The organism is Microbulbifer magnicolonia, assembly GCF_035117725.1.
GTDB lineage: Bacteria > Pseudomonadota > Gammaproteobacteria > Pseudomonadales > Cellvibrionaceae > Microbulbifer > Microbulbifer magnicolonia.
Window position 1 is genome coordinate 11,672 of record NZ_JAYEFD010000001.1, and the last position, 23,165, is coordinate 34,836.

The window sequence follows — 23,165 nt, forward strand, 5'->3', positions numbered from 1 at the left end:
GCACTTGTTTCAACGCCGCGGCGCTTATATTCTACTGCCTTCACCTGCCGCCAAGGCAGCCAAGAAGTCTCACATAATAAGAATCCCATGTCCCACAACATCATTATCGGCGGCGGCCACAATGGCCTGGTCTGTGCCTGTTACCTGGCCCGGGCGGGCAGGAAAGTCACCATCCTGGAACGGCGTTCCATCGTCGGTGGCGCCGCGGTTACCGAAGAGTTCCACCCCGGATTCCGCAACTCCGTCGCGAGTTACACCGTCAGTCTGCTGAATCCGAAAATCATCGAAGACCTGAATCTGCACGATCACGGCTTGCGGGTGAAATTGCGGCCCCAGTCGAACTTTTTCCCGCTCTCGGACCGCGAGAGCCTGTCCTTTCACCGCGATTTCGCCGGGACCCAGGCGGAGATTGCGCGCTTTTCCAAGGCGGACGCCGCGGCGCTGCCCGACTTCTACGCGATGCTCGAGAACGTGGCGGATATATTGCGCGCGGAACTGCTGCGCACGCCACCCAATGTCGGCGGCGGGCTGGCCGATCTGGTGCGCGCAGGCAGCTTCGGTCTACGCGCGAAAAAACTGACCATGACCCAGCGGCGCGATGCGCTGGACCTGTTCACCAAGAGCGCTGCCGACGTGCTGGACGCCTGGTTTGAAAACGATCATGTGAAAGCGGCCTTTGCCTTCGATTCCGTCGTCGGCAACTACGGTGCACCGAGTACGCCGGGATCCGCCTATGTCTTGCTGCACCATGTGTTTGGTGAGGTAAACGGCGAGAAAGGCGCCTGGGGACACGCCATCGGCGGCATGGGGGCCATTACCCAGGCCATGTTGAAGGAGGCCCAGCGCCTGGGCGTGGAAGTGCGCACCGATGCCGAGGTGGAGGAAGTGCTGGTGGAGCAGGGTCGGGCCATCGGGGTGCGCCTGGCCAACGGCGAGCGCCTCGTCGGCGACAAGGTGATCGCTAATGTCGGCCCCAAGCTGCTCTACTCGAAGCTGGTCGATGCGCAGCATCTGAGCGACGAGTTCCGGCGCCGTGTGCGCGGCTTTAAGGTGGGCTCCGGCACTTTCCGCTTGAATGTGGCGCTTTCGGAGCTGCCGGATTTCACCTGCCGCCCGGGCACCAATCTGCAGCAGCATCACCAGTCGGGCATCGTGATCGGCCCGACCATGCAATACCTGGAACAGGCCTATCTGGACGCCAAACAATTCGGCTGGTCGCGGGAGCCCATCGTCGAGATTCTGATCCCTTCCACGGTGGACGATTCGCTGGCGCCGCCCGGGCAGCATGTGGCGAGCCTGTTCTGCCAGCAGTTTGCCCCGCAGTTCCGCGATGGAACCAGTTGGGACCAGCACCGTGAAGCGGCGGCGGACACCATTATCGAAACCGTCGCGCGCTATGCGCCGAATTTCAAGGATTCGGTGATCGCCCGGCAGATTCACTCGCCACTGGACCTCGAGCGCAAGTTCGGCCTGATGGGCGGCGATATATTCCACGGGGCGCTCGGACTGGACCAGCTCTGGTGCAACCGGCCGTTCATGGGTAACGCCGATTACCGCACGCCCATTGCCGGACTCTACATCTGCGGCTCCGGCACCCACCCAGGCGGCGGCGTTACCGGCGTGCCCGGCCACAACGCGGCGCGGGAGATACTCAAGGACCGCTGAGCGCGGGGGAGTCAGCCCGGGACCAGGCCCCTGGTTCCAACAGCGAAAGGAATGCCCTGGCGGGCGCGGAAAGCCCGCCTCGGCCTTTCACCAATACGCCAACCTCCTGCCCGACGACGGGCGCGGTCAGCGGCAGGCAGCTGAGTCCGTAGTCGCGCATTTGCGGCTCACACAGGCTCGGCACCGCACTGACACCGATCCCCACCTTTACCAGCTGGCCGATGGTGCTGAGCTGATTCGCCTCGCATTGCAGCCGCACCTTCCTGCCGCATCCGGCGAAAGCCTGATCGGTCCAGCGACGCACCGCGGAACCGCGGTTCATGGCGATAAAGGGCGCCGTGGCCAGATCGCTCCAGCGCAGTGATTTCCTGCTCGCCAGACGGTGATCCGGGGGAACCACGGCGACAAATCGATCGCGGTCGAAAGGCATGAACTCCAGGCCCTCCAGGTCATCCGGGCGGAAACTGATCCCCAGCTCCGCACGTCCCTCCTGCACCGCGCGGACTACGCGCTCCATCACGATGTCCTCCAGCGCGATATTGATCTGCGGGTGGTGGCGGTGGAATTCCGCCAGCAGCGCCGGCAGGCGGTTCAGGGCGAAGGCCGGGATCACCGCCAGGGACAACTGGCCGTGCTGCAGCCGGAAGCGCTGCTGGATCGCCTCGAGGGACTGGTCCCAGCTGTTCAGCAGCTGCTCGGCGCGGGCGAGGAACTCGCGGCCCTCCGGCGTCAGAACCAGCTGGCGGCCGTCGCGGCTGAACAGCGGTCCGCCGGCGGCGCTCTCCAGATTGCGGATGGCCACGGACAGTGCGGGCTGGGAGATATGCAGCTGGGCGCTGGCCTCGGCCAGGCTGCGCGTGCGGGCCACGGTGGTAAAGGCTCTCAGTTGCTTGATAGTGGCAGACAATGAAAATCACTCATTCAATAGAGTTATGGACGGTACAGTGCCCCAGGTGGAGGAAACAGGTCGATTAAATAAAATTTAATAAATATAAGAAAGTTTAAAATAGTCTTAACTGTCAGACCAAGGCATGATTGCCCGAATCGCGAGCGGCCGAATAATGGTCAACTATTGAAACTATTCACCTTGAGAAAAACGAGTAGATAAGGTCAGTCAGATGAGCAACAACGCCCAGCCCCTGTGGCAGCCCAGTCCGGAAGCCATTGCCGCCACCCAGATGGATCAGTTTCGCCGCCTGGTCAACGAACGGTTCGGCCTGGATCTGGCGGACTACGGCGAACTGCACCAGTGGTCCGTGGACCGGCGCGAGGACTTCTGGCGCACCCTGTGGGACTTCGGTGAAGTGATCGCCAGCGAGCGCGGCGACAAGGTGCTGGGCAGGGACGTCATGCCCGGTGCCGAGTGGTTCCCGGAGGCGAAGCTGAACTTCGCCGAGAACCTGCTGCGCTACCGCGACGACCGCATTGCGCTGGTCGAGCGCCTGGAAAACGGCGGTCGCCGCGAACTCAGCTACGCCGATCTCTACCACCGCGTGGAGCGCCTGGCGGCCGCGCTGGCGGCGCAGGGCGTGGCGCAGGGCGATCGGGTGGCCGGCTTTATGCCCAATATCATCGACACCGTCGTGGCCATGCTGGCGACTTCCAGCCTCGGCGCCATCTGGACTTCCTGTTCACCGGATTTCGGCATCAACGGCGTTTTCGATCGCTTCGGCCAGGTGGCGCCGAAGGTGCTCTTCGCCTGTGAGGGGTATTTCTATAACGGCAAGACCATCGACTCGCTGCCGCGCCTGCGCGAAATCGTCGCGCGCATCGATTCCATTGAGAAGCTGGTGGTGGTGCCGGTGGCGCGCAGCGCCGACGAGACCGCCGCTGCGGCAGCGGATATCGACCGCGCGGTGACGCTGGACCATTTTGCTGCCGCGGCGCCCGAGCGGGCGCTCACTTTCGTGCAGACGGATTTCAATCACCCGCTCTATATCATGTACTCCTCCGGCACCACCGGCGTGCCGAAATGCATAGTGCACGGTGTCGGCGGCACCCTTTTACAGCACCTGAAAGAACACCGCCTGCACTGCGACCTGAAGCGGGACGACACCATGTTCTACTTCACCACCTGCGGATGGATGATGTGGAACTGGCTGGTGAGCGGCCTCGCCTGTGGTGCCACCCTGGTGCTGTTCGACGGCTCGCCCTTTTACCCGGCGGCGGAGAGTCTCTGGGACATGGCCGACGAGGAGAACATCAGCGTCTTCGGCACCAGCGCCAAGTATATCGCCGCACTGGAAAAGTCCGGCCGCAAGCCGCGCGAGAGCCACAAGCTGGAGAAACTGCGCGCGGTGCTGTCCACCGGCTCACCGCTGGCCCACGAGGGCTTCCGCTATGTCTACCGGGACATCAAGGCAGACGTCTGCCTGTCCTCTATCTCCGGTGGCACCGACATCATTTCCTGTTTCGCGCTGGGCAACCCGACGCTGCCGGTCTACGCGGGCGAACTGCAGTGCCGCGGACTGGGACTGGCGGTGGAGGTGTGGAACGACGACGGCCAGGCGGTAATCGGCGAGAAGGGCGAGTTGGTATGTGCCAAGTCCTTCCCCTGCATGCCGATCGGCTTCTGGAACGATGAGGACGGCTCCAAATACCGCGGCGCCTATTTCGAGAGCTGGCCCGGCGTCTGGGCGCACGGCGACTATGCGGAGATCACCGCGCACGATGGTGTGATCATCTACGGCCGCTCCGATGCCGTGCTCAACCCCGGCGGCGTGCGCATCGGCACGGCGGAGATCTACCGCCAGGTAGATAAGGTGGAAGAGGTGCTGGACAGTATCTGTATCGGCCAGGACTGGGACGACGATGTGCGCGTGGTGCTGTTTGTGGTCCTGCGGGAGGGCATAGAACTGGACGACGCTTTGATCCAGAAGATCCGCTCCACCATCCGCGCCAACACCACGCCCCGCCACGTGCCGGCCAAGGTGATTCAGGTGGCGGATATTCCGCGCACCATCAGCGGCAAAATCGTCGAGCTGGCCGTGCGCAATGTGGTGCACGGCAAACCGGTCAAGAACCAGGAGGCACTGGCCAACCCCGAGGCGCTGAAGCTGTACGAAAAACTGCCGGAGCTGGCGGAAGACTGACTGTTGGGGCGAACCTAGCGTTCGGACGCAGCTTTAGGCGAGCCCTGCTGCCAGTGCATCGAGGTTCATAACGCTTTTGTTGGCGGTGCCGCTACCGGGGCCAGCCTTGTGAGACTCGCCGTAAACCCATCCATGGGGGCTCTGCACCGGCATCCATGCCGGTGAAGGTCTCACAAGGCTGGCCCCGGTAGCGACACCTTCGCAGCAAGTTCAGTTAAATTGCCAGCATTACGCTGGCAGCTGGGTCTTCGCATTGGCCTCTTCACCTGATCAGCCTTGACTTGGGTTAGCACAAGGTTCCCCCCTACAATTCCACCGACCACTGGCTTCTGATCATCCGAACGCCATTCAGTTAGCCGCCAATCTGAGCTACCCTTCACTTTCACAAGCGCTAATAATCTTCACGGAAGAGCAGTCATGGTTACCTATCTCTATTGGGCGGCGGTGATCGCCCTGGTCGTTCTATCCCTGTTTGCCGGCAGCCGTCTGGGGAGCCTGAAACTCGGCGCCATTATCGCGGCGATTATTTTCCTGGTTGGCTGGTTCGCCTATTACTTCCACTACGAGCAGGTCTTTGTGAAAAGATTTGGCGGCGTCATGCGCATCTCGGTGCCAGACGGGCACCGGCATATCGCTGCTACCTGGAAGGAAGACAACCTCTGGGTCGAGAACTACGACCCGAAGACCAACGAGTGCATCTTCTCCGAGTACTCCAAGGGCAATCTGCTCGAGGGCAGGGTGATTATCCGCAACTGCAATCCACTGCTGGGCGAATCTGCGCCGCGCCAATAATCATTGGGTGGCAACTTTTTCAGTCTGCAGGGATCGGAGTCTCAGACAACGGATAAGTCCTTTGCGAGTTTTCATCGGGTTCCTCATTGCCGGACTGTTGCTGCTGCCGCCGCAGCCGGCAATGGCTATCCCATTTTTTGATCAGCTGCCGAAGTTCAAGCTGCGGGTGCAGGACGACCGCGAATTGCAGGACTGGCTCCGCGAGGAAATGGAAAAACTGCGCAAGAGCAGCAGTGCGCTGAAGAGCTACGAGGATCCGCGCGACGTCGCCAGATACGAGCGCGGCAACCTGGAAAAACTGCTGCGCTCCCGCGGTTATTACGACGCAGTGGTGCGCCAGTCGGTGACCGATGGCGAGATACTCTACCGGGTCAATCCGGGCCCCCAGTACCTGATAAAGAGCATCACCATCGATATGCCGGAGCATCTGCGCCAGGGTTTCAGCGACCTGCCGTTGCGGGTGGGTGATCCATTGATCGCGAGCAAGGTACTCGAAGGCGTCAAAGCGATCGAGAACTACCTGAGCGAAAACGCCTGCCTTCTGAATATCGATGTCAGCTACCGGGCCACGGTGGTGCATGGAGAAGCGGCGGCGCGGCTGGAATACCGCGTGGAGCACAGCCCGGAAGTCCGCGTGGGCGAGGTGCGCATGGTGGGGCTGACTTCCGTCGAGCCGGACTTTCTGCAGGGCAAGCTGCAGATACACAGCGGTGACTGCTTCAGCCGCAACAAGATTGATGCCGCGCGCTTGCGCCTGCTGCGCACCAATCTGGTCGCCAGCGCCAATACCGAGGTTTCCGATCCCTACCAGGGGCTGGTCGATATCACTTTCCTGCTGCAGGAGCGTCGCCACCGCACGGTGAAGCTGGGGGTGGGGTATACCTCCGACGAGGGCGCCGGCGTCTCTGCCGGTTGGGAACACCGCAATGTGTTTCGCCGCGGGGAGAAAATCGAGGTCGAAACCAAGGCGACACCGGTGCAGCAATCCCTGAAGGGCCAGCTGCTGATACCGCGCTTCCTGCGCGACAAGCAGAATTTTTCCGCGCGGGTCGAGCTGTCCAATGAGGACCGCGATTCCTACCGGGCAAAGTCCCTGACTTTTGGCGCCGCTGTCGCGCGCCAGCTGAGCAGGAACCGCACTGCCAGTGTCGGCACGGAACTGAAATTCAGTCAGGTCGACGAAGAGGTGGACGGCGTGCCGGGCATCAATCAGGATGAAAATTTCCGCCTGCTCGCCTTTCCGCTGGGCATGAAATGGGATACGACGGACAACCTCCTCGACGCGCGGCGCGGCGCCACCGTGGCTTTCGAGGTAAAACCCTATGTGGACCTGCGCGATACCAACACCTCGTTCCTGAAAAATATCCTGGTGCTGACCGGCTACAAGACCGCCGGCGAGATGCGTTACGAGCCGACCCTGGCGCTGCGTATCAAGGCGGGGGCCATCACCGGAATTCCGAATCTGGAGATACCCGCGGACGAGCGCTTCTACGCCGGCGGTGGCGGTTCGGTGCGGGGTTACGGTTACCAGGAGCTGGGCCCGCGGGTATTGATCCCGCCGAAGGTGCCCGGCGAGCCGCCCAAGCTTTCCGATTCGATCGGCGGCCGCGGGCTCAGTGAAATTTCGCTCGAGGGGCGGTTCCGCTTCAGTGACACCTGGGGCGGCGTGCTGTTTTTCGACGGCGGCAACGCCTATGTCGATCCCGAGCCCAATTTCTCCGATCTTTTCTGGGGCGCTGGTATCGGCGTGCGCTATTTCACCACCTTTGCGCCCCTGCGCTTCGATATTGCCTTTCCGCTGGACCGCCGCGAGGGTATCGACAGCGATTATCAGGTCTATGTCAGCCTGGGGCAGGCCTTCTGATGAAAGCCCTCGCCGCGCTGGCCGCCGGATACCTTCGCGCCATCGGCGTTGTGCTGCGGAGTCTGTGGCACTCGCTGAGCGGGCGCGGCTCACTGCTGTTCAGTGTCTTTCTCGCCGCGCTGCTGGCGCTGCTCTATCTGCTCGGCACCGAGTCCGGGCGGGTGACCCTGACGCGCGGCGCCATCTATGCGGCGGGCAAAATGCTGCCGGATCTGGCCATCCAGGCTGAAGAGATCGGCAGCGAGCATCTGGGCGCCTGGTATTTCTCCCGCCTCAAGGTCGATTACGGAGCCGGTACCCTCGCGCAGGGCACCGACCTGGCCGTGGATATCGATCTCGGCGCGCTGCTGCGCAACCGCATCGATATCGAGTCGATAAGCGCGGCGGAGCTGATCGTCAATATCGACGTGCTGAACGAACTGCTGGAAGCGCAGGGAGAGGCCGCTGCGGATGCCGCCGAGGCGCCGCGCGAGCCCCTGGCGCTGCCGGAGCTGCGCCTTGGTGCGCTGCGCGTCGATCGCCTGCAGGTGGTCGACAGGCGCCTGCCGGATCTGCCCGTCGTGGCACTGACGGGCAGTGCGCGCCATCGGTGGCAGGGTGAGGCGGCGCAGCTGGCGCTGGATATACGCGAACTGGACGGCGCGGACCTGCACCTGACCGTGAACGGCACGGAAGTGGAAGCGGGCCGCTTCCTGCTGGAGCTGTCCGCGGGGGAAGAACCGCAGGGCTTTGCCGGGCGCTTCCTGCAGCTGCCCGAGGGGCAGGCGCTGGACGCGCGCGGCAGGATTTTTCTGCAGCAGCCGCAGCAAAACCGCTTGCTGATCGATATAGAGGCGTTTTCCCTGCCGCTGGTGCAGCACCAGTTCGCGCTGTCCGGGCGCGCGTCTGTGACTTTGTCGCCGTGGGAAATCGCCAGCGAAAATATAGTGCTGCAGGTGGACGGCAGCAGCCACAGTGTTTCCGGCACCGTCAACGCGGACAAGGTGGAGGCGGAGATCAAATTCAACGGCCTGCCGGTGGCCATTTCTCAACCCTGGCAGGACTTCCTCGTCGGCGGCTCGCTCACCGCGGATCTGAGTGTTCGCGGGCCGCTGTCGCTGCCGTCCGTATCCGGGATCATCGACCTGAACAGTCACTACCGCGAACAGCCGCTGCGGCTGCAGGGCCGGGTCAAGACCAGCGACCAGGTTATTCAGATCGAAGCCGCCACGCTCGACTACGCACAGGCGAGTCTGGACGCCGCGGGCAGCATCGATATCGGCAATGCGTCGCTGGACCTGCGCGGGGAAATAGCCCAGCTGAGCGTCGACGATATCCGCGGCCTGCTCGCGGCGCTGCCGGGTACGGACGCGGTGCAGATTCCCGAAGAGCTGCAGGGCTCGGTGGAAAAACTGGAAATCGCGGCGCAGGGCCCGTGGAAAAACCCCGCGCTGCGCGCCACCCTGGCGGCCAATCCCGGTTTTCACCAGCTGCAGGGCAGCCTCAGTGCGGATGTCGAGGGCGACCTGCAGGAATTGAAGATATCCGCGCTCAGCTTCCAGAGCGAACGCCTGAATATCGACGGTGGCGGCACCGTCGCGATCGCAAAAGAATCGCTGCAGCTGCAACTGGATGTCGACGCGCGCAATTTCCGCCCGGCCGAGCAACTGGGGATTGCCGCCGCCGAGGGGCTGGTCATGGACCTGGAAGCGGCGGTCGGCGTCAAGGGCCCCTGGGCAAATCCGCAGATGGACGCGCAGATCGAGTCCGATGGCAAATTTCGCGAGTACCGCTACACGCTGCGCGGCGGCGCCGCCGGCAACCTGGAGAAAATCGTGCTCGACCGGCTGCGCCTGGAACTGGCCGCCGGCAATGGTTTTGGCGAGTACGATTCACAGCAATTGCGAGGACCCCAGTCGCTGATCCCGGCGCAGAAGGGCGCCGATGGCGAACCGCGACCACTGCAGAACCACAGCCGTGTCACCGAGTTGGCCAGGGAGGCCGGCCGCCTGGGGCGCAAGGGCGTCGCCTGGCTGGAGGTCGACGGTGTCATTGAGCCGAAGGCGGCGCGGGCCCAGGGCAAGGTCTCCGCGCGCAATATTCCGCTGTCGCTGGCGGAAGTGGCCGGAGTGGACTTGCCGCCCTCCCTGGAAGGCGAAATCAGCATCGACGGTGAATTTTCCGGCCCCTTTGCCAATCCGCAGGCCAAGGCGAATGTAATCGCCCTGGGCAATTTCCGCGGTGAGCCCTGGCAACTGCAGGGCGATGTCGGCTATGGCAGCGGGCGGGTTGATCTGACCGGGGTCGAGCTGGTGTGGGCCGAGCGCAACCAGTTGTCGGCCCACGGCAGCCTGAACCCGCAGCAGCTCGATCTGGAAATACGCGGCCGCGCCATGCTGGCAGATATCGATGTCGGCCTGCCGGCGGATATCGCCGAGCGGGGGGAGGTCACACTCACGGCCACGGCGGCAGGCAGTCCGCAGCGGCCGCAATTGCAAGGCGAGCTGAGGATTTCCAGCGAAGCGCCGGGGCTGGCGCGCCAGAGAGTCGAGATCAAACCGCTCAGCCTGGTGCTGGATTGGCAGACGCAGGGCAATGACCTGGAGATTTCTCTCGCCGCCCATCACGGCGCGCGTCAGGCGATCGACGCCAGTGCCCGTCTCGCCGTGACGCCGATACTGGAGCAGGTATTCGCCGAGCGGCCCGCGGGCGCACCGGTGCCGCCGCCGCCGCTGCAACTGCGCAGCAGCGGCAGTGCCGACCTGTCCGTGGTGGCGGAATTTATCGATCCGGAAATTCACGCAATGCGCGGGCAGCTGAATTTTTCCGTCGATGCGGACGGCACGCTCGCGCGGCCGCTGCTCAATGGCCGCATCGCGCTGCAGGGTGGCGACTACGAACACCGGCCGAGTAATACCCGCTTGCGCAATATCGAGTTCCTGGCGCGCCTTACGCCGACGGAGTGGCGTATTGAAAGAGCCCACGCCGATGACGGCGAGCGCGGCAGCATCAGCCTCGGTGGCGCCGTCACATTTGCGCCACCGGCGCCGCCCTCATTGAACTTCGAATTGCGCGCCGACCGGGCGCACCTGCTCAGCACGCCGGCGGTGCGCGGGGCCATTTCCGGCGCCATCGCGCTCACCGGCACCACCGAAGACGCGGAGCTGGCGGGGCAGCTCACCCTGCGGCCCCTGTCCGTGCAGATCGAACAGCTGATCGGCAGCAGCGTGCCGCAGATTGAGGTGGTCGAGGTAGAAGTGGACGGCACCGAAATAGAGCGGGCGCCGCCGCTGTTGCGGAAGATGGCGCTGAATATCGCCGTGGTGCTGGACAAACAGTCCTATGTGCGCGGTCTGGGACTGGATTCCCGGCTGCGCGGCCAGGTGGATATCGGCGGCACCGCGGCCAAACCCGACGCCTCCGGCCAGTTGCGGATAGTGCGCGGCAGTTTCGATCTGCTCGGCAAGAAGTTCGAACTGCAGCGGGGGGAGGTGCAGTTTGAGAACAGCGAGGTCGCCATCTATGTGAAAGGGGTGCACGAGCACAGCGAGGGCGAGATCACCGCGGAGATTTCCGGCACCACCGACGACCTGGACGTGACTTTCAGCTCCACGCCCGAAGCGGCCCAGGATGAGATATTTGCCCAGCTGCTGTTTGGCAAATCCCTGTCCGATATCTCGCCGCTGCAGGCGGTGCGCATGGTCAGCGTGATCAGGACGCTGCAGAGCGGCGGCTCGGCCTTCGACCCGGTGGCCAGGACGCGTGAACTCTTGGGCGTCGATGTCCTGGATATCGAAACCGAGGAAACCGACGACGGGGACCAGTACGCCCTCAGCCTGGGCAAATACATCACCAATCGCATCTATATCGAACTGCAGCGCAGCACGGATCCGCTGAATCCCTGGCAGGCGGAAATGCAGATCGAGCTGGGTCGCAACCTGAACCTGGAAATTAAATCCGCAGAAGAGGGTGAGACCGGCGCCGGCAGTGTGGAGCTGCAGTGGAAGAAGGACTATTAATACAGGGCTTCGAATTCAATTCTCACATTCATCGGTGTGGGAGTTGGTCGCGGTGCAATCCGCACGTCTTCCGCACGTGAAATCCGGACCTTTGCCGCTGCGATCCAGTGTCCTGTAAGACACTAAAAGACCTGAATTAAATAATTGAGCCGGCACTCGAGATCACGGATCGGTCTCGTCCCGGACTTTCGGCAGGGAAGCTGTTTAGATGCACCACGCCACTCTCTCTCGTCCACTGACTTTTCCACCCATGCGCCTGCGCCGGCGTTTGCTCGGCGTGCTGCAGCGCGGCATGGCGCTGTCCGGGCTGGGGGCGGCGTATGTCCGGCTGCGGGGCGTTCACGGCGCGGTGATTCTGATGTATCACGGCATCACCGGCGATGACGACGCCGACTGGGTCGACCCGCGCTTCGCGGTGAACGTCGCGGTGTTCGAGCGCCAGATGCGCTTCCTGGCCCGCTATCGCCGGGTAATTGCCCTGGGTGAATTGCTCGCACTGCTGGCGGCGGGGAAGTCGCCCCCGCCCGGCACCGTGGTAATCACTTTTGACGATGGCTACCGCAGTGTTTTCACCAAAGCCGCACCGATCCTGAGGCGCTACCGCCTGCCCGCGACCCTCTATCTGGCCACGGGCTACATTGCCCGCGGCGAGGCGCAATGGATCGATGCGCTCTACGCGATGTTCAATGCGCGCACGCGCGATCGGTTGGCGCTGCCCGACGAGAATATGGAGCCCGCGAACCTGGCCGATCCGCTGGCGGCGCGGCGCGCCTACGCCGATCTGGCGGACCGGCTGCTACCGGCGCCGCGGGAGCGCCGCGAGCACATATTGCGCGGGGTTGCCGAGCAGCTGCAACCGGCGCAAACGCCACCGCCACTCACGCTGTCCTGGGAGGAGGTGCGGCTGCTGCGCCGGCTCCATCCCGGCATCGAGATCGGGGTGCACACGCGCGACCATATCGACCTGACGCAGTGCACACCGCAGGTGGCCGCGGAGGAGGTGTCGCAATCGGTCGCAGACGTGCAGCGGGCGCTCGGCATTGCGCCGGAGCATTTCTCATTCCCCTACGGCCGCGCGAATCCGGCGGCACAGCGCGCCGTCGCCGCAGCGAATCTGCGCTCCGCAGCGCTGACGGATCCCGCGCTACTCGTCCGCGCCGGCGCGGATCCCTATGCGCTGCCGCGCCTCTCCGCCCCGCCGGCGATGTCCCTGTTTCCCTTCTATACCAGCGGCGCCTATCCGGAGGCGTCAATGGAGGTCTTTGGTCGCGCATGAGCTCATCCAACGTCAGCGTCGTCATCGTCACCCACAATTCCATTCCGGTCCTGCCGGCCGCCCTGGATTCGATCGCCGCCTCCTACGCGACGGGGCTCGTGTCCGAGTGCTTCGTCGTCGACAACGCCAGCAGCGACGGTACCGCCGATTGGGTCAGGGCCAGGCATCCCTGGTGCCGTCTGATCGCCGACGGCGGCAATCTCGGCTTCGGCCGCGGCTGCAACGCCGGCATCGACAGGGCCAGCGGGACTTATGTGCTGCTGTTGAATCCGGATGCGACACTGCCGTCAGCGGACCTGCGGCGCATGGTCGAATTCCTCGATGCGCGGCCGCGCGCCGGTGTCGTCGCGCCGGCCATTCGCGAGCCGGAGGGGGAGCTGCAGGCGGCTGGCGGGCTGCTGACGCCCATGGCGCTGGTGAAGGAGGCGCTGGGCGTGCCGGCGCACGGAGATCTGCGGACGATACAGCCGGGAGATCCGCCATTTCAGACCAGCTGGGTCTGCGGCGCCGTCGCGCTGCTGAAGCGGGAGATGCTGGAGCAGGTCGGCGGCTTCGACCCGCGCTTTTTCCTCTATTTCGAGGAGACCGACCTGTGGCTGCGGGCGCGCAGTGCGGGCTGGCAGGTCTGGGCCCTCGGCGATGCGGTGGCCACGCACGAAAACGCGGCCAGCGCCAAAACCACCGGCGAGAAGCTCTACGCCGGCTGCATCGCGCAGCACTATTTCGAAAGCCGTTTCTATTACCTGTGCAAACACTTCGGCTGGCCGGCGGCGGCGCTGGCAGAGCTGGCGGAGATCGGCGTGCTGATGGCCAAAGCCGCGGCCCGCGCCCTGCAGCGGCGGCCCGACAACACTTTTCGCGTAAGAATCCAGGCGCCAATCCTGCGCGCCCCGGCGCGAGGTGCACCGCAGTGAAGTTCTCGCTGATCGAAGCTGCAGAACTCGACGCGCAACACCGTGCGGCGTGGCTGGCGCTGCAGCGGGCAAACCCCGCGTTGCAAAGCCCGTATTTCTGTCCCGAGTTCACCCTGGCCGCGGCCGCCGTCAGAAACGATGTGCAGATTGCGGTGTTGGAAGAGGCGGGCGCAATCGTCGGTTTCTTTCCCTTCCAGCGCGGACCATTCGGCGCCGGCCGGCCCGTTGGAGGCGGCCTGTCGGACTATCACGGTGTCGTGGCGGCACCGGAGACCGGGTGGGACGTCGTCGAACTGCTCAGAGCCTGCGGCCTCGCCTACTGGGAGTTCGACCACCTGGTTACCGAACAGGCGGCCTTTGGCGATTATCACGCGCGCTGGGCGGTTTCGCCGGCCCTGGATCTGTCCGCCGGCTTTTCCGCATACCGCGAGCGGCGCCGCGCTGCCGGGGCCGGTCGTATCGTGCAGTTAGAGCGCAAGGCGCGAAAGCTCGCGCGCGAAGTCGGGCCGCTGAAGTTCGTCGCGCACAGCCTGGAGCGCGATCTGCTCGAGCGGATTTTTCAGTGGAAGGCCGAGCAGTGCCGGCGCAGCGGCGTAGTGGATTTCTTTGCCCAGGACTGGACGCGGGCATTGGTGCAACGGATCTGGGCGACGAATGACATGCACTTTGCCGGCGTCCTGTCGGCGCTCTACGCCGGGGATCAGCTGGTGGCGGCCCATATGGGCATGCGCTCGGAAAGTGTCTGGCACTGGTGGTTCCCCGGCTACGACAGGAACTTCAGTCAATATTCGCCCGGCGGAGTTCTGCTGCTGAAGGTCGCCGAGCAGGCCGCTCTCCAGGGGCTGCAACAACTGGATCTGGGCAAGGGCGACGACCCCTACAAGGACAGTTTTGCCGACTGCGCCGTCCCGCTCGCAGAGGGCTTTGCCTGGCGGCCGTCGCTGGGCGACTCGGTGCGCCGGCTGACCGCTGGCACCGAGTCCCTGTTGCGGGGAAGCCGGGTCATCGAGCCGGTCCGCCCGCTGCTGCGCATGGCGAAGCGCTGGTCGCGGCGGCAGAGATTTGCCTGACGTACCGGCTTGAAAACCAAATGCTGAATGGCAAGCGAAATTGGCGCCGTGTGGAGAGGCAGCTGCACACGGACTATTAATACCGGGTCTTTGAATGATCCACAAACTTGCGGGAAACGAGTGCATGCAATCATCCGCCGTCGCATCTCCACTGACTGTGCAAACCCCCGAGGCGTACGCCTGGGACGATTATGTCGGCCGACATCCGCAGGGGCACCACGAACAGACATCCGGGTTCGCCGCGATGCGGGTTGCCAATGGTTTCAAAAGTGTCAGGGTCGGCGTCAGCTGCGGGAATAGCGGGCTGGTCGGGGGCGCACAGATCCTGATTCGCCACGTGCCGCTGGTGGGCAACCTGGCGCTGATTACCCAGGGCCCGCTGGTGTCGCACGGCTATAGCGGCGCAGCGGAAATGGTCGTCGCGGCCATCGACCGGCTGGCGCGGAAATACCATGTGGTGCGCTTGAGGGTCATCAATTACGCGGCGGATGACGTCTGGTCGCCGCACTTCCATCGGCTGGGGTTTGCCCGCGGCGGCTATCGCTGGGCTGCGCGGGATACGGCACTCGTGGCCTGCGACCGGGATGACAGCGTCATCCTCGGCGATATGAAATCCAAGTGCCGCTACAATTTGCGGCTGGCGCAGCGCAAGGGCGTCAGCACCAGAGTCGGCGGCGAAGGCGATATCGAAACCTTCTACTGGCTGCTGCAGCACACGGCGAGCAGGCAGGGCTTCCCGCTGTTCCCGCTCGACTATTTCCGCTCCACCTGGCGCCGGTTCGCCCCGCGCGGCAGGCTGCGCCTGATTCTCGCCTATGCCGACCAGGAGCCGCTGGCGGGTGTCATGGCGACGGTCGTGGGCGATCGCGCCTATTACGGCTGGGGCGGGCTCTCCCCCCATCGCACGAATTTGATGGCCAATTACCTGACGCACTGGGAGGCGATCCGCTGGGCGCGCAGCGTCGGCTGCAAGTTCTATGACCTTTCCGGCACCGGCGATGGAGACGGTGTCGACAGGTTCAAGCAGCAGTGGGGCGGGCAGGCCAGCGTCTACCCCGAACCGTTCGAAAAATACTACGGGCTCCTGCGCGGCGTGCGCCAGCACTGCACGGCGCTCGCCTGGGAAAACGGGCGGCTGCGCGAACTGGTGAATCGTATCGCCCGTCACCAGCAGGGTCCTATGCCCTATTGAGGGCAAGCTGTTTCGCCGCCACGTTAATAGTTTCAGCTCACTGTCAGCGCCCCGGAAATCAATACTTTGTTTTCAGCCATGCGTATCGCGTTTCTGACCAGTCAATATCCGGCCACGTCGCACACCTTCATCCGGCGCGAGGTGGCCGAATTGCGCGACTGCGGCATGGATATCCGCACTTACTCGATTCGACCGCCGGGACCCGGCGAACGGAGTGCGGAAGAGGAGCGCGCCGAGTTTTCGCGCACCTGGTATGTGCTGCCGCCGCGCGCCGGATTGTTGGGCGCGCACCTGCGCGGCCTCAGTCTGCATCCGCTCGCTTATGCGCGGACCTTCGCCGAGGCACTGCGTCACCGGGTGCCGGGCACCGGGGCGCTTGCGCGTTCGATCCTGTACTTCGGCGAAACCATCTACCTGGCGGAGCGTCTGCGCGCCGACGGCACCGGCCATATTCACAACCATTTCGCCAATCCCGCGGCGACGGTCGGCTATCTGGCATCGCGCTATCTCGATCTGCCCTGGAGCCTCACCCTGCACGGTATCAGCGAGTTTGATTATCCGGCGGGACAGTTGCTGGCCGACAAACTCCGGCACGCGGATTTCGTCGCCTGCGTCGCGCATTTCACACGGGCGCAGGCCATGCGGATGGTGGAACCCGGGCACTGGCCGAAAATGTTTATCAGTCGCTGCGGCATCGATTTCGATGGCATCCGCGCGGTGCGGCCGGTCCGCACTGCGAATCGTCGACTGCGCATCCTGTGCGTGGCGCGGCTCTCTGCGGAAAAGGGACTGGCCGGCCTGATCGAGGCGTTGCATTTACTGCGCGAGCGCGGTGTGGACGCGGAGCTGCGACTGGTGGGCGCGGGTCCGGATGAGCAGCGCCTGCGCGAACAGATCGAGGCATTGGAGCTCGGTGAATACGTCACCATGCCCGGGCGTGTGTCCGAGACTGAGGTGCCGCGCGAACTCGCCGGTGCGGATATCTTTGCCATGGGCAGTTTTATGGAAGGCCTGCCGGTGGTATTGATGGAGGCGCTCGCGCTCGGCATTCCCTGCATAGCACCGCGGGTGGCGGGGATCCCGGAGTTGCTGGAAGAGCGGGTGACGGGCCTGCTCTACAGCCCCGGCAACTGGCCGGAACTCGCCGACGGCCTCGAGCGCCTGGCTTTGGATGAATCGCTGCGCGAGCGGCTCGGCAGCGCGGGCCGCGAGCGCGTGGCGGCAGAATTCGACATACACCAGGCCGCGCGCCCGATTGCCGCGCAGCTGTCGGTGCGCGCCGCCCGCGAGCAGCTGGCGCCGCGAGAGAAGCGCAGTACCGCGGGCAGGTTGAAGCGACTCGCGCGGGATTCTATCGCGCGGGTGCTGGCGCTGAGCGGGCAGAGCCGCGCGGCGGCGCGCCACGCGCAGAACCTCACCGTGGTCACCTTTCACCGGGTGCTGCCCAGTGCGCTGCGCCGCCAGTACCCCTTCCCGCGGCTGGCGGTGACGCCGGAAGAGCTGCACTGGTTCCTGCACTATTTTTCCCGCCACTACAGCTGCGGCAGCCTGGCGCAATGCCACGCGCGCTTTGCCGCCGGCGAGCGGCCGCAGAAACCCCTGCTCGCCATTACGTTCGATGACGGCCAGCGGGACAACTTCGAGTACGCACTGCCAGTACTGCAGAGGGCCGGGCTCCAGGCCTCATTCTTCGTGCCGACCGGGCACGTCGAGCGCGGCGACGCCATCTGGCACGACGCCCTGGGCTTCGCCGCTCTGGCTGCGGCCCGGAGTGCCACCGCGCGCGACATTTTCGATCGCCTGCTGGAGCGCCGGGCACTGCAGCTGCCAGCGGGGCCGCGCGCCCTCGACCGTCTGCTGGAATCGGTCAAGGCGCTGCCGGCGCGCGAGCGCGGCGCGCTGGTCGAAGAGCTGCGCGGCGCCCTGCCGGATGCCGCGGTACCGCCCTGGGCACTGTTGATGAACCAGAATCAGCTCCGGCGGGTGCGGGATGCGGGACACGAGGTGGGTTCCCATACGATCAATCACGTGATGCTGCCCCAGTGCGATGCGGAAGAGCGGCGCCGGGAGCTGGCGGAGTCCCGCGCGGTACTGGAGGGCTGGCTCGACAGGTCGGTGGATTCCTTCTGCTATCCGAATGGCGACTGCGACGACGCCAGCGCGCGTGCGGTCGCAGACGCGGGCTACCGTCGGGCCGTCACCACTGCGGCGGGAGTGAACACCGGTGCAACAGACCCGACGCAGCTGCGCCGCCACGACCTGGACGCCTTTGAGGTGCGCGACCAGCTCACGCAGAAGCTGTCAGCTCCGCTGCTGGCCTTCCGCCTGAGCGGCTGGTTCCCGGGTGCGTGAGCGGTGGCAGCGCAGCTTTAACCTGCTTCAGGAGATTCGAGACCGTCATCAAGGAGGATAACAATGCAATACGCCGTCTTATTGCTGGCCGCCGGATTCTCGCGCCGCTTCGGCAGCGACAAACGCCTGGCCAGCCTCAACGGAGAGCCAATGCTGCTGGCCAGTTTGCGCAACCTGCAGACCGCCATCGCCGGTATTTCCAGGGTCGATCTGCAGGTAGTGGTCCGCGCGGAGGATCCGGCAGTTGCGTCAATACTGGCCGACATCGACCGCCGGTATCCGGAAAGTCTGCTGCCGGCGCCGGCCTGGCCGGTGGGTCTGGGGGTGAGTATTGCCGCGGGCATGAAAGCCTTGTTGCAGCGCGGCTGCCGGCCGGATGCCGTCGCTATCTGTCTGGCAGATATGCCGTTTATCGAACCGCAAACTTTCAAACGGCTGATGTTCGCGTCCCGGCCGAAGAATATATGCGTGCCCGTATTCGGAGAGCAGCGCGGCCATCCGGTGGTATTTGGCAAGCAATTCTTCCCGGAACTGCTCAAACTGCGCGGCAGTCGCGGCGCGGAAAAAATACTGCGCGCGCACCCCGATGCGGTCCGGGAATTTTCGGTGGACGACCCGGGCGTTATTCTGGATATCGACCGGTCGGAGGATCTCCGCTCAGTGTTGCAGCTGGGTCCAGTCGGTAAAAATTACATAATTCCCGATAGAGTTGCGGGTGCGCGTCCCGCACGGCGCTGGGGATAACGAAAAAACTCTCGGTAGCCACCGCGAAGAACTCGGCCGGTGATTCGGCGCCGTAGAGATCCAGCGCCGATGGCATGTCCTCTGCCAATTCGCCACTTTCGGCACGCTGGCGCAGCCGCTCGTATTCTGCGCTCAGCACCGAAGCCCAGTTCTTCCCCTCGCCGGCCTGGTCAAACAGCGGTCGTCCATCGTAATAGCCGTCCTCCTCGTCGAGCTTGTGCGCAAACTCGTGCAGCGCCACATTGCGCCCGTTGCCCGGATGGGCCAGGTCTTCCTCGAGATCGGCCCAGGACAACACCACCGGTCCGCGGTAGTGCGCCTCGCCCTCGCGCGCGCTGTGACCGGTGGTCTCTATATAGCCGTCATGATGGGTCTCGATGGCGACATAGGTGTCGGGGTAGAGCAGCACCGTGTAGAGATTGGGATAGCAGCGGTTTTCCCGGCCCAGCAGGAGCAGGCAGGCGTGGGCGGCGACGGCAACGCGCATCCGCTCGCTGACCTGCAGGCCGTCGCAGCCGACGAACTCCTTGTCGTGGAGAAAGAGGGCAATGTTGGCCTGCAGTTGCCGCTGTTGTTCGGTGCCTAAGTGACGGTAGAGGGGCAGGAGTTCCCGCAGAAGTTGCTGCTGTTTACCGGTCAACGGCTTGGAGCGCAGGTAGTGGCGGCGCCACACCTGGTAGTAGTGGGGCACCAGCCAGAGCAGGAGAGCCAGGAGGATTATGGCTAGGAAGGTGGTCATGGCGCTCGACAGTTGAATGGCGGAAATTTCCCCGATTCTAAGGAATTCCGTACTTGCGCGCGAGCCGGTCGGTGTCTTCGGCAGAACGGCGGCGTTTAGTGCATTTGATTCTAAACGGCTGGGTGACATTGCTGTCGATGTCGAGCGGTACCAGCTCTCGCACTTCAGCACAGGAGTCGCCATTCTGGATAAAGGTCCCTGTCGAGGTCATGAACTCGGCGGAGCGCGGTGCGAATTTTTGTACGCGGTTGCGTTGTTGTGTGAGGCGATTTCTGAGTCTGGGGTCGAAGACCGTGGATTTGTCTTTGGCGCCGATTTCCATTGAGGGATCGGTGGCTTGGCGTTGCGGCGGGGCAGGTTTGGTCGCGCCGGATTCCGAGGTGGGCGGTATTGGCTGATCGGCTTTGGGACTTTCGTGCGCGGCGGGCGGGTACTCGATTTGTGGCGGCGCGACTTCGTTGATTATTTCTTGTTTTGTCTGAGGTTTAGCAATTTGTTTACGGATGATGGTGATGCTGATTGGATGATTTTTTGCGGGTGTCGTTAATTGTTTGTTGAGCGGGATGGTCATTAGTGCGGCGTGCAGGGCCAAGGCGATTGCCAGGGCGACGAGAAGGCGTTTGTTGGAAGGCGGATCGATGTCTGCCCGGGTTGGAAGAGCGTTGCTGAGCATGTCGGCTCTTGGTGGTCCTTCACTGGGGATGCTATGTGCTTTTTGGAGGTTTGGCGAGTGGAATGGTTCCTGCGGTTTGGGGCGTCTGGGGGGAGTGGTGGCGGGGAGGGGGAGGATGGACTCAAAAAACGCTATGGCGTTTTTTGCCCCTGCGGGCTCGCGGCGGTGCCGCTCGGTCCAAGCTCGCTTGCGCGAGCTTGTCGAACCTGAGGAGGTTCTCATCCGACCGGGCGTACCAAACAAAAAAGGCCCGATCCTTTCGGATAAGCGGTTTGCTTGGCGGGGAGAGGGAGGATGGACTCCAAAACGCTTTGGCGTTTTGGACCCTTCGGGCTCGCTGCGCTCGGTCTCAACTCGCTTGCGCGAGTTGATCGAACCTGGGGAGGTTCGTCCACCGACCGGGCGTGCCAAATAAAAAAGGCCCGATCCTTTCGGATCGGGCCTTTTTTATTTGGCGCGCTCGGGAGGATTCGAACCTCCGACCGCCTGGTTCGTAGCCAGGTACTCTATCCAGCTGAGCTACGAGCGCGTTGTGGGTGCGAACTATAGTGAGTTGGCTTGGCGGAGTCAACTCTTTTTTAAGTCTTTCAAAGAAAAAAGTCTTAAAAATCCGCAAGTTACCGAGCCTCGTGGCCACCCGGTGGGTTCCGGTTCAGCTCGATAGGGCGCGAATTCTGCCGCGCTGGGCGGCGCTTTGCAAGTCCTTTTTGGAAGATAGTTGTTTTAGGCCGCTGCGCGCGCCTGGCGGGGCGCGGTTTTGGGGAAACTATACTGGACCCTGTTGGGCCTTGGCATTCGCCGGTCTGGAAATCGAGCTCCGGGGGCTTTGTAGCAAAGCTTCCCGTCACAGGCATAGCTTACGCATATGGCAGATGAACAGGGCGAAGACAGGGGACCGTTTGACGAGGAGCCGGAGCAGCGGCCTCCGCGGCGACCGCCACCCCAGCCGTCTGCGCCCTGGGGCCAGTACCTGCTGTGGATCTTTTTCATCTTTCTGATTGCCCAGTACTGGTCCAATGCTCTGCAGGAGCAGCAGCGACAGGCGCTTTCCTACACCGAATTCAAGGAAAAGGTGCGCAGCGGCCAGGTGGCCAGCGTGACCCTGCACGGGGACCGTCTCACCGGTACCTACGAGCGGGGCGGCGAGGGCAAGATTCCGTCCGGCGATCCCCGCGCCGACCGCTTTGTCACCATACTGCCGCCGGTCGAGGACCCGGATCTGATGCCGCTGCTGGAGGAGCAGCAGGTGGAGATCCGGGCAGAGCCGGCGCAGGCGGATCTGTGGACGCGGGTCCTGATCGGCTTCCTGCCGTGGCTGCTGATCATCGGCCTGTTTATCTGGGCGGGGCGCCGGATGCAGGAGCGCATGGGTGGCATGGGCGGCGGCGGTGGCGGCGCCTTCGGCTTTGGCCGATCGCGGGCCAAGCGCTTCGAGCGCGGTGAGTCGAATGTGACCTTTGACGACGTGGCCGGCCTGGCCAATGCCAAGCGCGACCTGCAGGAGATCGCCGGTTACCTGAAGAATCCCGAGCACTACCGCAAGCTGGGCGCAAAGATCCCCAAGGGCATACTGTTAATGGGGCCGCCGGGCACCGGCAAGACGCTGCTGGCCAAGGCGCTCGCCGGCGAGAGCGACGTGCCCTTTTTCAGTATCAGCGGCTCGGAATTTATCGAGATGTTCGTCGGTGTCGGTGCCTCGCGAGTGCGGGATATGTTTGCCAGCGCCAAGAAGGAGGCGCCGTCGATCATCTTTATCGACGAGATCGACTCGGTCGGGCGCGCGCGCGGCACCGGCCTCGGCGGCGGCCACGACGAGCGCGAACAGACCCTGAACCAGATACTGGGCGAGATGGACGGCTTCGACCCCCACGAGGCGGTGGTGGTGGTTGCGGCCACCAACCGCCCCGATGTGCTCGATGCGGCGCTGCTGCGCCCCGGCCGCTTCGACCGCAAGATCACCCTGGATCTGCCGGACAAGCACGCCCGCAAGGCGATACTGCAGATCCACTCGCGCGAGGTGCCCCTGGCCGACGACGTCGACTTCGAGCGCCTGGCGGCGCTCACCGTCGGCTTTGCCGGCGCCGATCTGGAAAACCTGATCAACGAGGCCGCGCTGCTCGCGGGGCGCGAAGACAAGGCGGCCGTGGATATGGCCTGCATGATGCTGGCGCGGGACAAGGTGGTACTGGGCAGCGAGCGCGAAATGGCAATCAGTGATGAGGACAAGAAGATCATTGCCTATCACGAAGCGGGCCACGCGCTGATCGCCAGCCTGCTGCCCCACGCCGACCCGCTGGACAAGGCCACCATCATTCCCCGCGGGCGCAGCCTGGGTTCCACCGAACAGATCCCGGAGGAGGAGCACCACAGCCTGCAGGCCAGTTATCTGCGCGACCGCATCGGCGTAATGCTGGGGGGGCGGGTATCCGAGCAGGTGGTTTTCAATGAGCTCAGTTCCGGCGCCGAAGAGGACCTGAAACAGGCGACCCGACTGGCGCGACATATGGTGTCCCACTGGGGCATGAGTGAAAAGCTGGGTCCGGTGGCGTTCCGTCGCGGTGAGGAGCATATTTTTCTTGGCCGCGAGATGGCGCAACAGAAGGATTTCAGCGAGCACACGGCGGAAATTATCGACGAGGAAATCGTTGACCTGATACGCGGTATCGAAACGGGGGTGCGCGAACTAATGGAGAAACACCGCGGCAAGCTGGATGCACTGGCTAAGGCGTTGCTGGAGAAGGAAACGCTGGAGGCCGCCGAGATCCAACAGATAATTCATAGCGACGCGTAATTG

At 63.8% G+C, this 23,165-nt stretch carries 13 protein-coding genes, 1 tRNA gene and 2 pseudogenes; 12 read left to right on the forward strand and 4 right to left on the reverse strand.

What is annotated here, in order from left to right; translation table 11 throughout:
- Positions 1-75: 75 nt before the first annotated feature.
- A pseudogene (locus RRF64_RS00060) lies at positions 76-1,665 on the forward strand (phytoene desaturase family protein); the annotation flags it as partial.
- Here RRF64_RS00060 and RRF64_RS00065 read toward each other — a convergent pair.
- Positions 1,652-2,572 carry a LysR family transcriptional regulator gene (locus tag RRF64_RS00065; protein WP_323843790.1) on the reverse strand — a complete coding sequence of 307 codons (921 nt, stop codon included), beginning with the start codon at positions 2,570-2,572 and terminating at the stop codon, positions 1,652-1,654. The pseudogene RRF64_RS00060 and the gene RRF64_RS00065 overlap by 14 nt on opposite strands.
- Positions 2,573-2,783: 211 nt before the next feature.
- On the opposite strand from RRF64_RS00065, the gene RRF64_RS00070 reads away from it, so the two are divergent.
- The 10 genes and pseudogenes from RRF64_RS00070 to RRF64_RS00115 all read left to right on the forward strand — a co-directional run.
- A complete protein-coding gene (locus tag RRF64_RS00070; protein ID WP_323843791.1) occupies positions 2,784-4,757 on the forward strand; it encodes an acetoacetate--CoA ligase in 1,974 nt (657 codons plus the stop codon).
- A 417-nt stretch (positions 4,758-5,174) separates the two neighbouring features.
- Complete coding sequence (locus RRF64_RS00075; RefSeq protein WP_323843792.1) at positions 5,175-5,549, forward strand: hypothetical protein; 375 nt, start codon at positions 5,175-5,177, stop codon at positions 5,547-5,549.
- 121 nt (positions 5,550-5,670) lie between these two features.
- Positions 5,671-7,413, forward strand: coding sequence for an autotransporter assembly complex protein TamA (locus RRF64_RS00080; RefSeq protein ID WP_323843793.1), 1,743 nt, complete (start codon positions 5,671-5,673; stop codon positions 7,411-7,413).
- The gene (locus RRF64_RS00085; RefSeq protein ID WP_323843794.1) at positions 7,413-11,411 is read left to right on the forward strand and encodes a translocation/assembly module TamB domain-containing protein; all 3,999 of its coding nucleotides are present in this window, start codon (positions 7,413-7,415) and stop codon (positions 11,409-11,411) included. The genes RRF64_RS00080 and RRF64_RS00085 overlap by 1 nt, the downstream gene beginning before the upstream one ends.
- Before the next feature lie 208 nt (positions 11,412-11,619).
- The gene (locus tag RRF64_RS00090; protein WP_323843795.1) at positions 11,620-12,687 is read left to right on the forward strand and encodes a polysaccharide deacetylase family protein; all 1,068 of its coding nucleotides are present in this window, start codon (positions 11,620-11,622) and stop codon (positions 12,685-12,687) included.
- The gene (locus tag RRF64_RS00095; protein ID WP_323843796.1) at positions 12,684-13,601 is read left to right on the forward strand and encodes a glycosyltransferase family 2 protein; all 918 of its coding nucleotides are present in this window, start codon (positions 12,684-12,686) and stop codon (positions 13,599-13,601) included. Before RRF64_RS00090 ends, RRF64_RS00095 begins: the two co-directional genes overlap by 4 nt.
- Complete coding sequence (locus RRF64_RS00100) at positions 13,598-14,671, forward strand: GNAT family N-acetyltransferase (protein ID WP_323843797.1); 1,074 nt, start codon at positions 13,598-13,600, stop codon at positions 14,669-14,671. Before RRF64_RS00095 ends, RRF64_RS00100 begins: the two co-directional genes overlap by 4 nt.
- Positions 14,672-14,795: 124 nt before the next feature.
- On the forward strand, positions 14,796-15,863 hold the full coding sequence (locus RRF64_RS00105) for a lipid II:glycine glycyltransferase FemX (protein ID WP_323843798.1): 1,068 nt from the start codon (positions 14,796-14,798) through the stop codon (positions 15,861-15,863).
- Positions 15,864-15,941: 78 nt separating this feature from the next.
- A complete protein-coding gene (locus RRF64_RS00110) occupies positions 15,942-18,215 on the forward strand; it encodes a glycosyltransferase (RefSeq protein WP_323843799.1) in 2,274 nt (757 codons plus the stop codon).
- A gap of 63 nt (positions 18,216-18,278) precedes the next feature.
- Positions 18,279-18,791 (forward strand): annotated as a pseudogene (locus tag RRF64_RS00115) (nucleotidyltransferase family protein); the annotation flags it as partial.
- Positions 18,792-18,837: 46 nt separating this feature from the next.
- Here RRF64_RS00115 and RRF64_RS00120 read toward each other — a convergent pair.
- The 3 genes from RRF64_RS00120 to RRF64_RS00130 all read right to left on the reverse strand — a co-directional run bounded on the left by RRF64_RS00120 (position 18,838) and on the right by RRF64_RS00130 (position 20,900).
- Complete coding sequence (locus RRF64_RS00120) at positions 18,838-19,698, reverse strand: M90 family metallopeptidase (RefSeq protein ID WP_323843800.1); 861 nt, start codon at positions 19,696-19,698, stop codon at positions 18,838-18,840.
- A 37-nt stretch (positions 19,699-19,735) separates the two neighbouring features.
- On the reverse strand, positions 19,736-20,371 hold the full coding sequence (locus tag RRF64_RS00125; protein WP_323843801.1) for a hypothetical protein: 636 nt from the start codon (positions 20,369-20,371) through the stop codon (positions 19,736-19,738).
- Positions 20,372-20,823: 452 nt separating this feature from the next.
- A tRNA-Arg gene (locus RRF64_RS00130) sits at positions 20,824-20,900 on the reverse strand.
- A gap of 336 nt (positions 20,901-21,236) precedes the next feature.
- Here RRF64_RS00130 and ftsH point away from each other — a divergent pair.
- On the forward strand, positions 21,237-23,162 hold the full coding sequence (gene ftsH / locus RRF64_RS00135; RefSeq protein ID WP_323843802.1) for an ATP-dependent zinc metalloprotease FtsH: 1,926 nt from the start codon (positions 21,237-21,239) through the stop codon (positions 23,160-23,162).
- Positions 23,163-23,165: the final 3 nt, after the last annotated feature.

Bases quoted from the DNA above. Each gene is read 5' to 3' on its own strand.
- RRF64_RS00120 (WP_323843800.1), bottom strand. From the start codon at position 19,698: ATGACCACCTTCCTAGCCATAATCCTCCTGGCTCTCCTGCTCTGGCTG.
- RRF64_RS00075 (WP_323843792.1), top strand. From the start codon at position 5,175: ATGGTTACCTATCTCTATTGGGCGGCGGTGATCGCCCTGGTCGTTCTA.
- RRF64_RS00080 (WP_323843793.1), top strand. From the start codon at position 5,671: ATGGCTATCCCATTTTTTGATCAGCTGCCGAAGTTCAAGCTGCGGGTG.
- RRF64_RS00105 (WP_323843798.1), top strand. From the start codon at position 14,796: ATGCAATCATCCGCCGTCGCATCTCCACTGACTGTGCAAACCCCCGAG.
- RRF64_RS00125 (WP_323843801.1), bottom strand. From the start codon at position 20,371: ATGCTCAGCAACGCTCTTCCAACCCGGGCAGACATCGATCCGCCTTCC.
- RRF64_RS00095 (WP_323843796.1), top strand. From the start codon at position 12,684: ATGAGCTCATCCAACGTCAGCGTCGTCATCGTCACCCACAATTCCATT.
- RRF64_RS00085 (WP_323843794.1), top strand. From the start codon at position 7,413: ATGAAAGCCCTCGCCGCGCTGGCCGCCGGATACCTTCGCGCCATCGGC.
- RRF64_RS00090 (WP_323843795.1), top strand. From the start codon at position 11,620: ATGCACCACGCCACTCTCTCTCGTCCACTGACTTTTCCACCCATGCGC.
- RRF64_RS00070 (WP_323843791.1), top strand. From the start codon at position 2,784: ATGAGCAACAACGCCCAGCCCCTGTGGCAGCCCAGTCCGGAAGCCATT.
- RRF64_RS00110 (WP_323843799.1), top strand. From the start codon at position 15,942: ATGCGTATCGCGTTTCTGACCAGTCAATATCCGGCCACGTCGCACACC.
- ftsH (WP_323843802.1), top strand. From the start codon at position 21,237: ATGGCAGATGAACAGGGCGAAGACAGGGGACCGTTTGACGAGGAGCCG.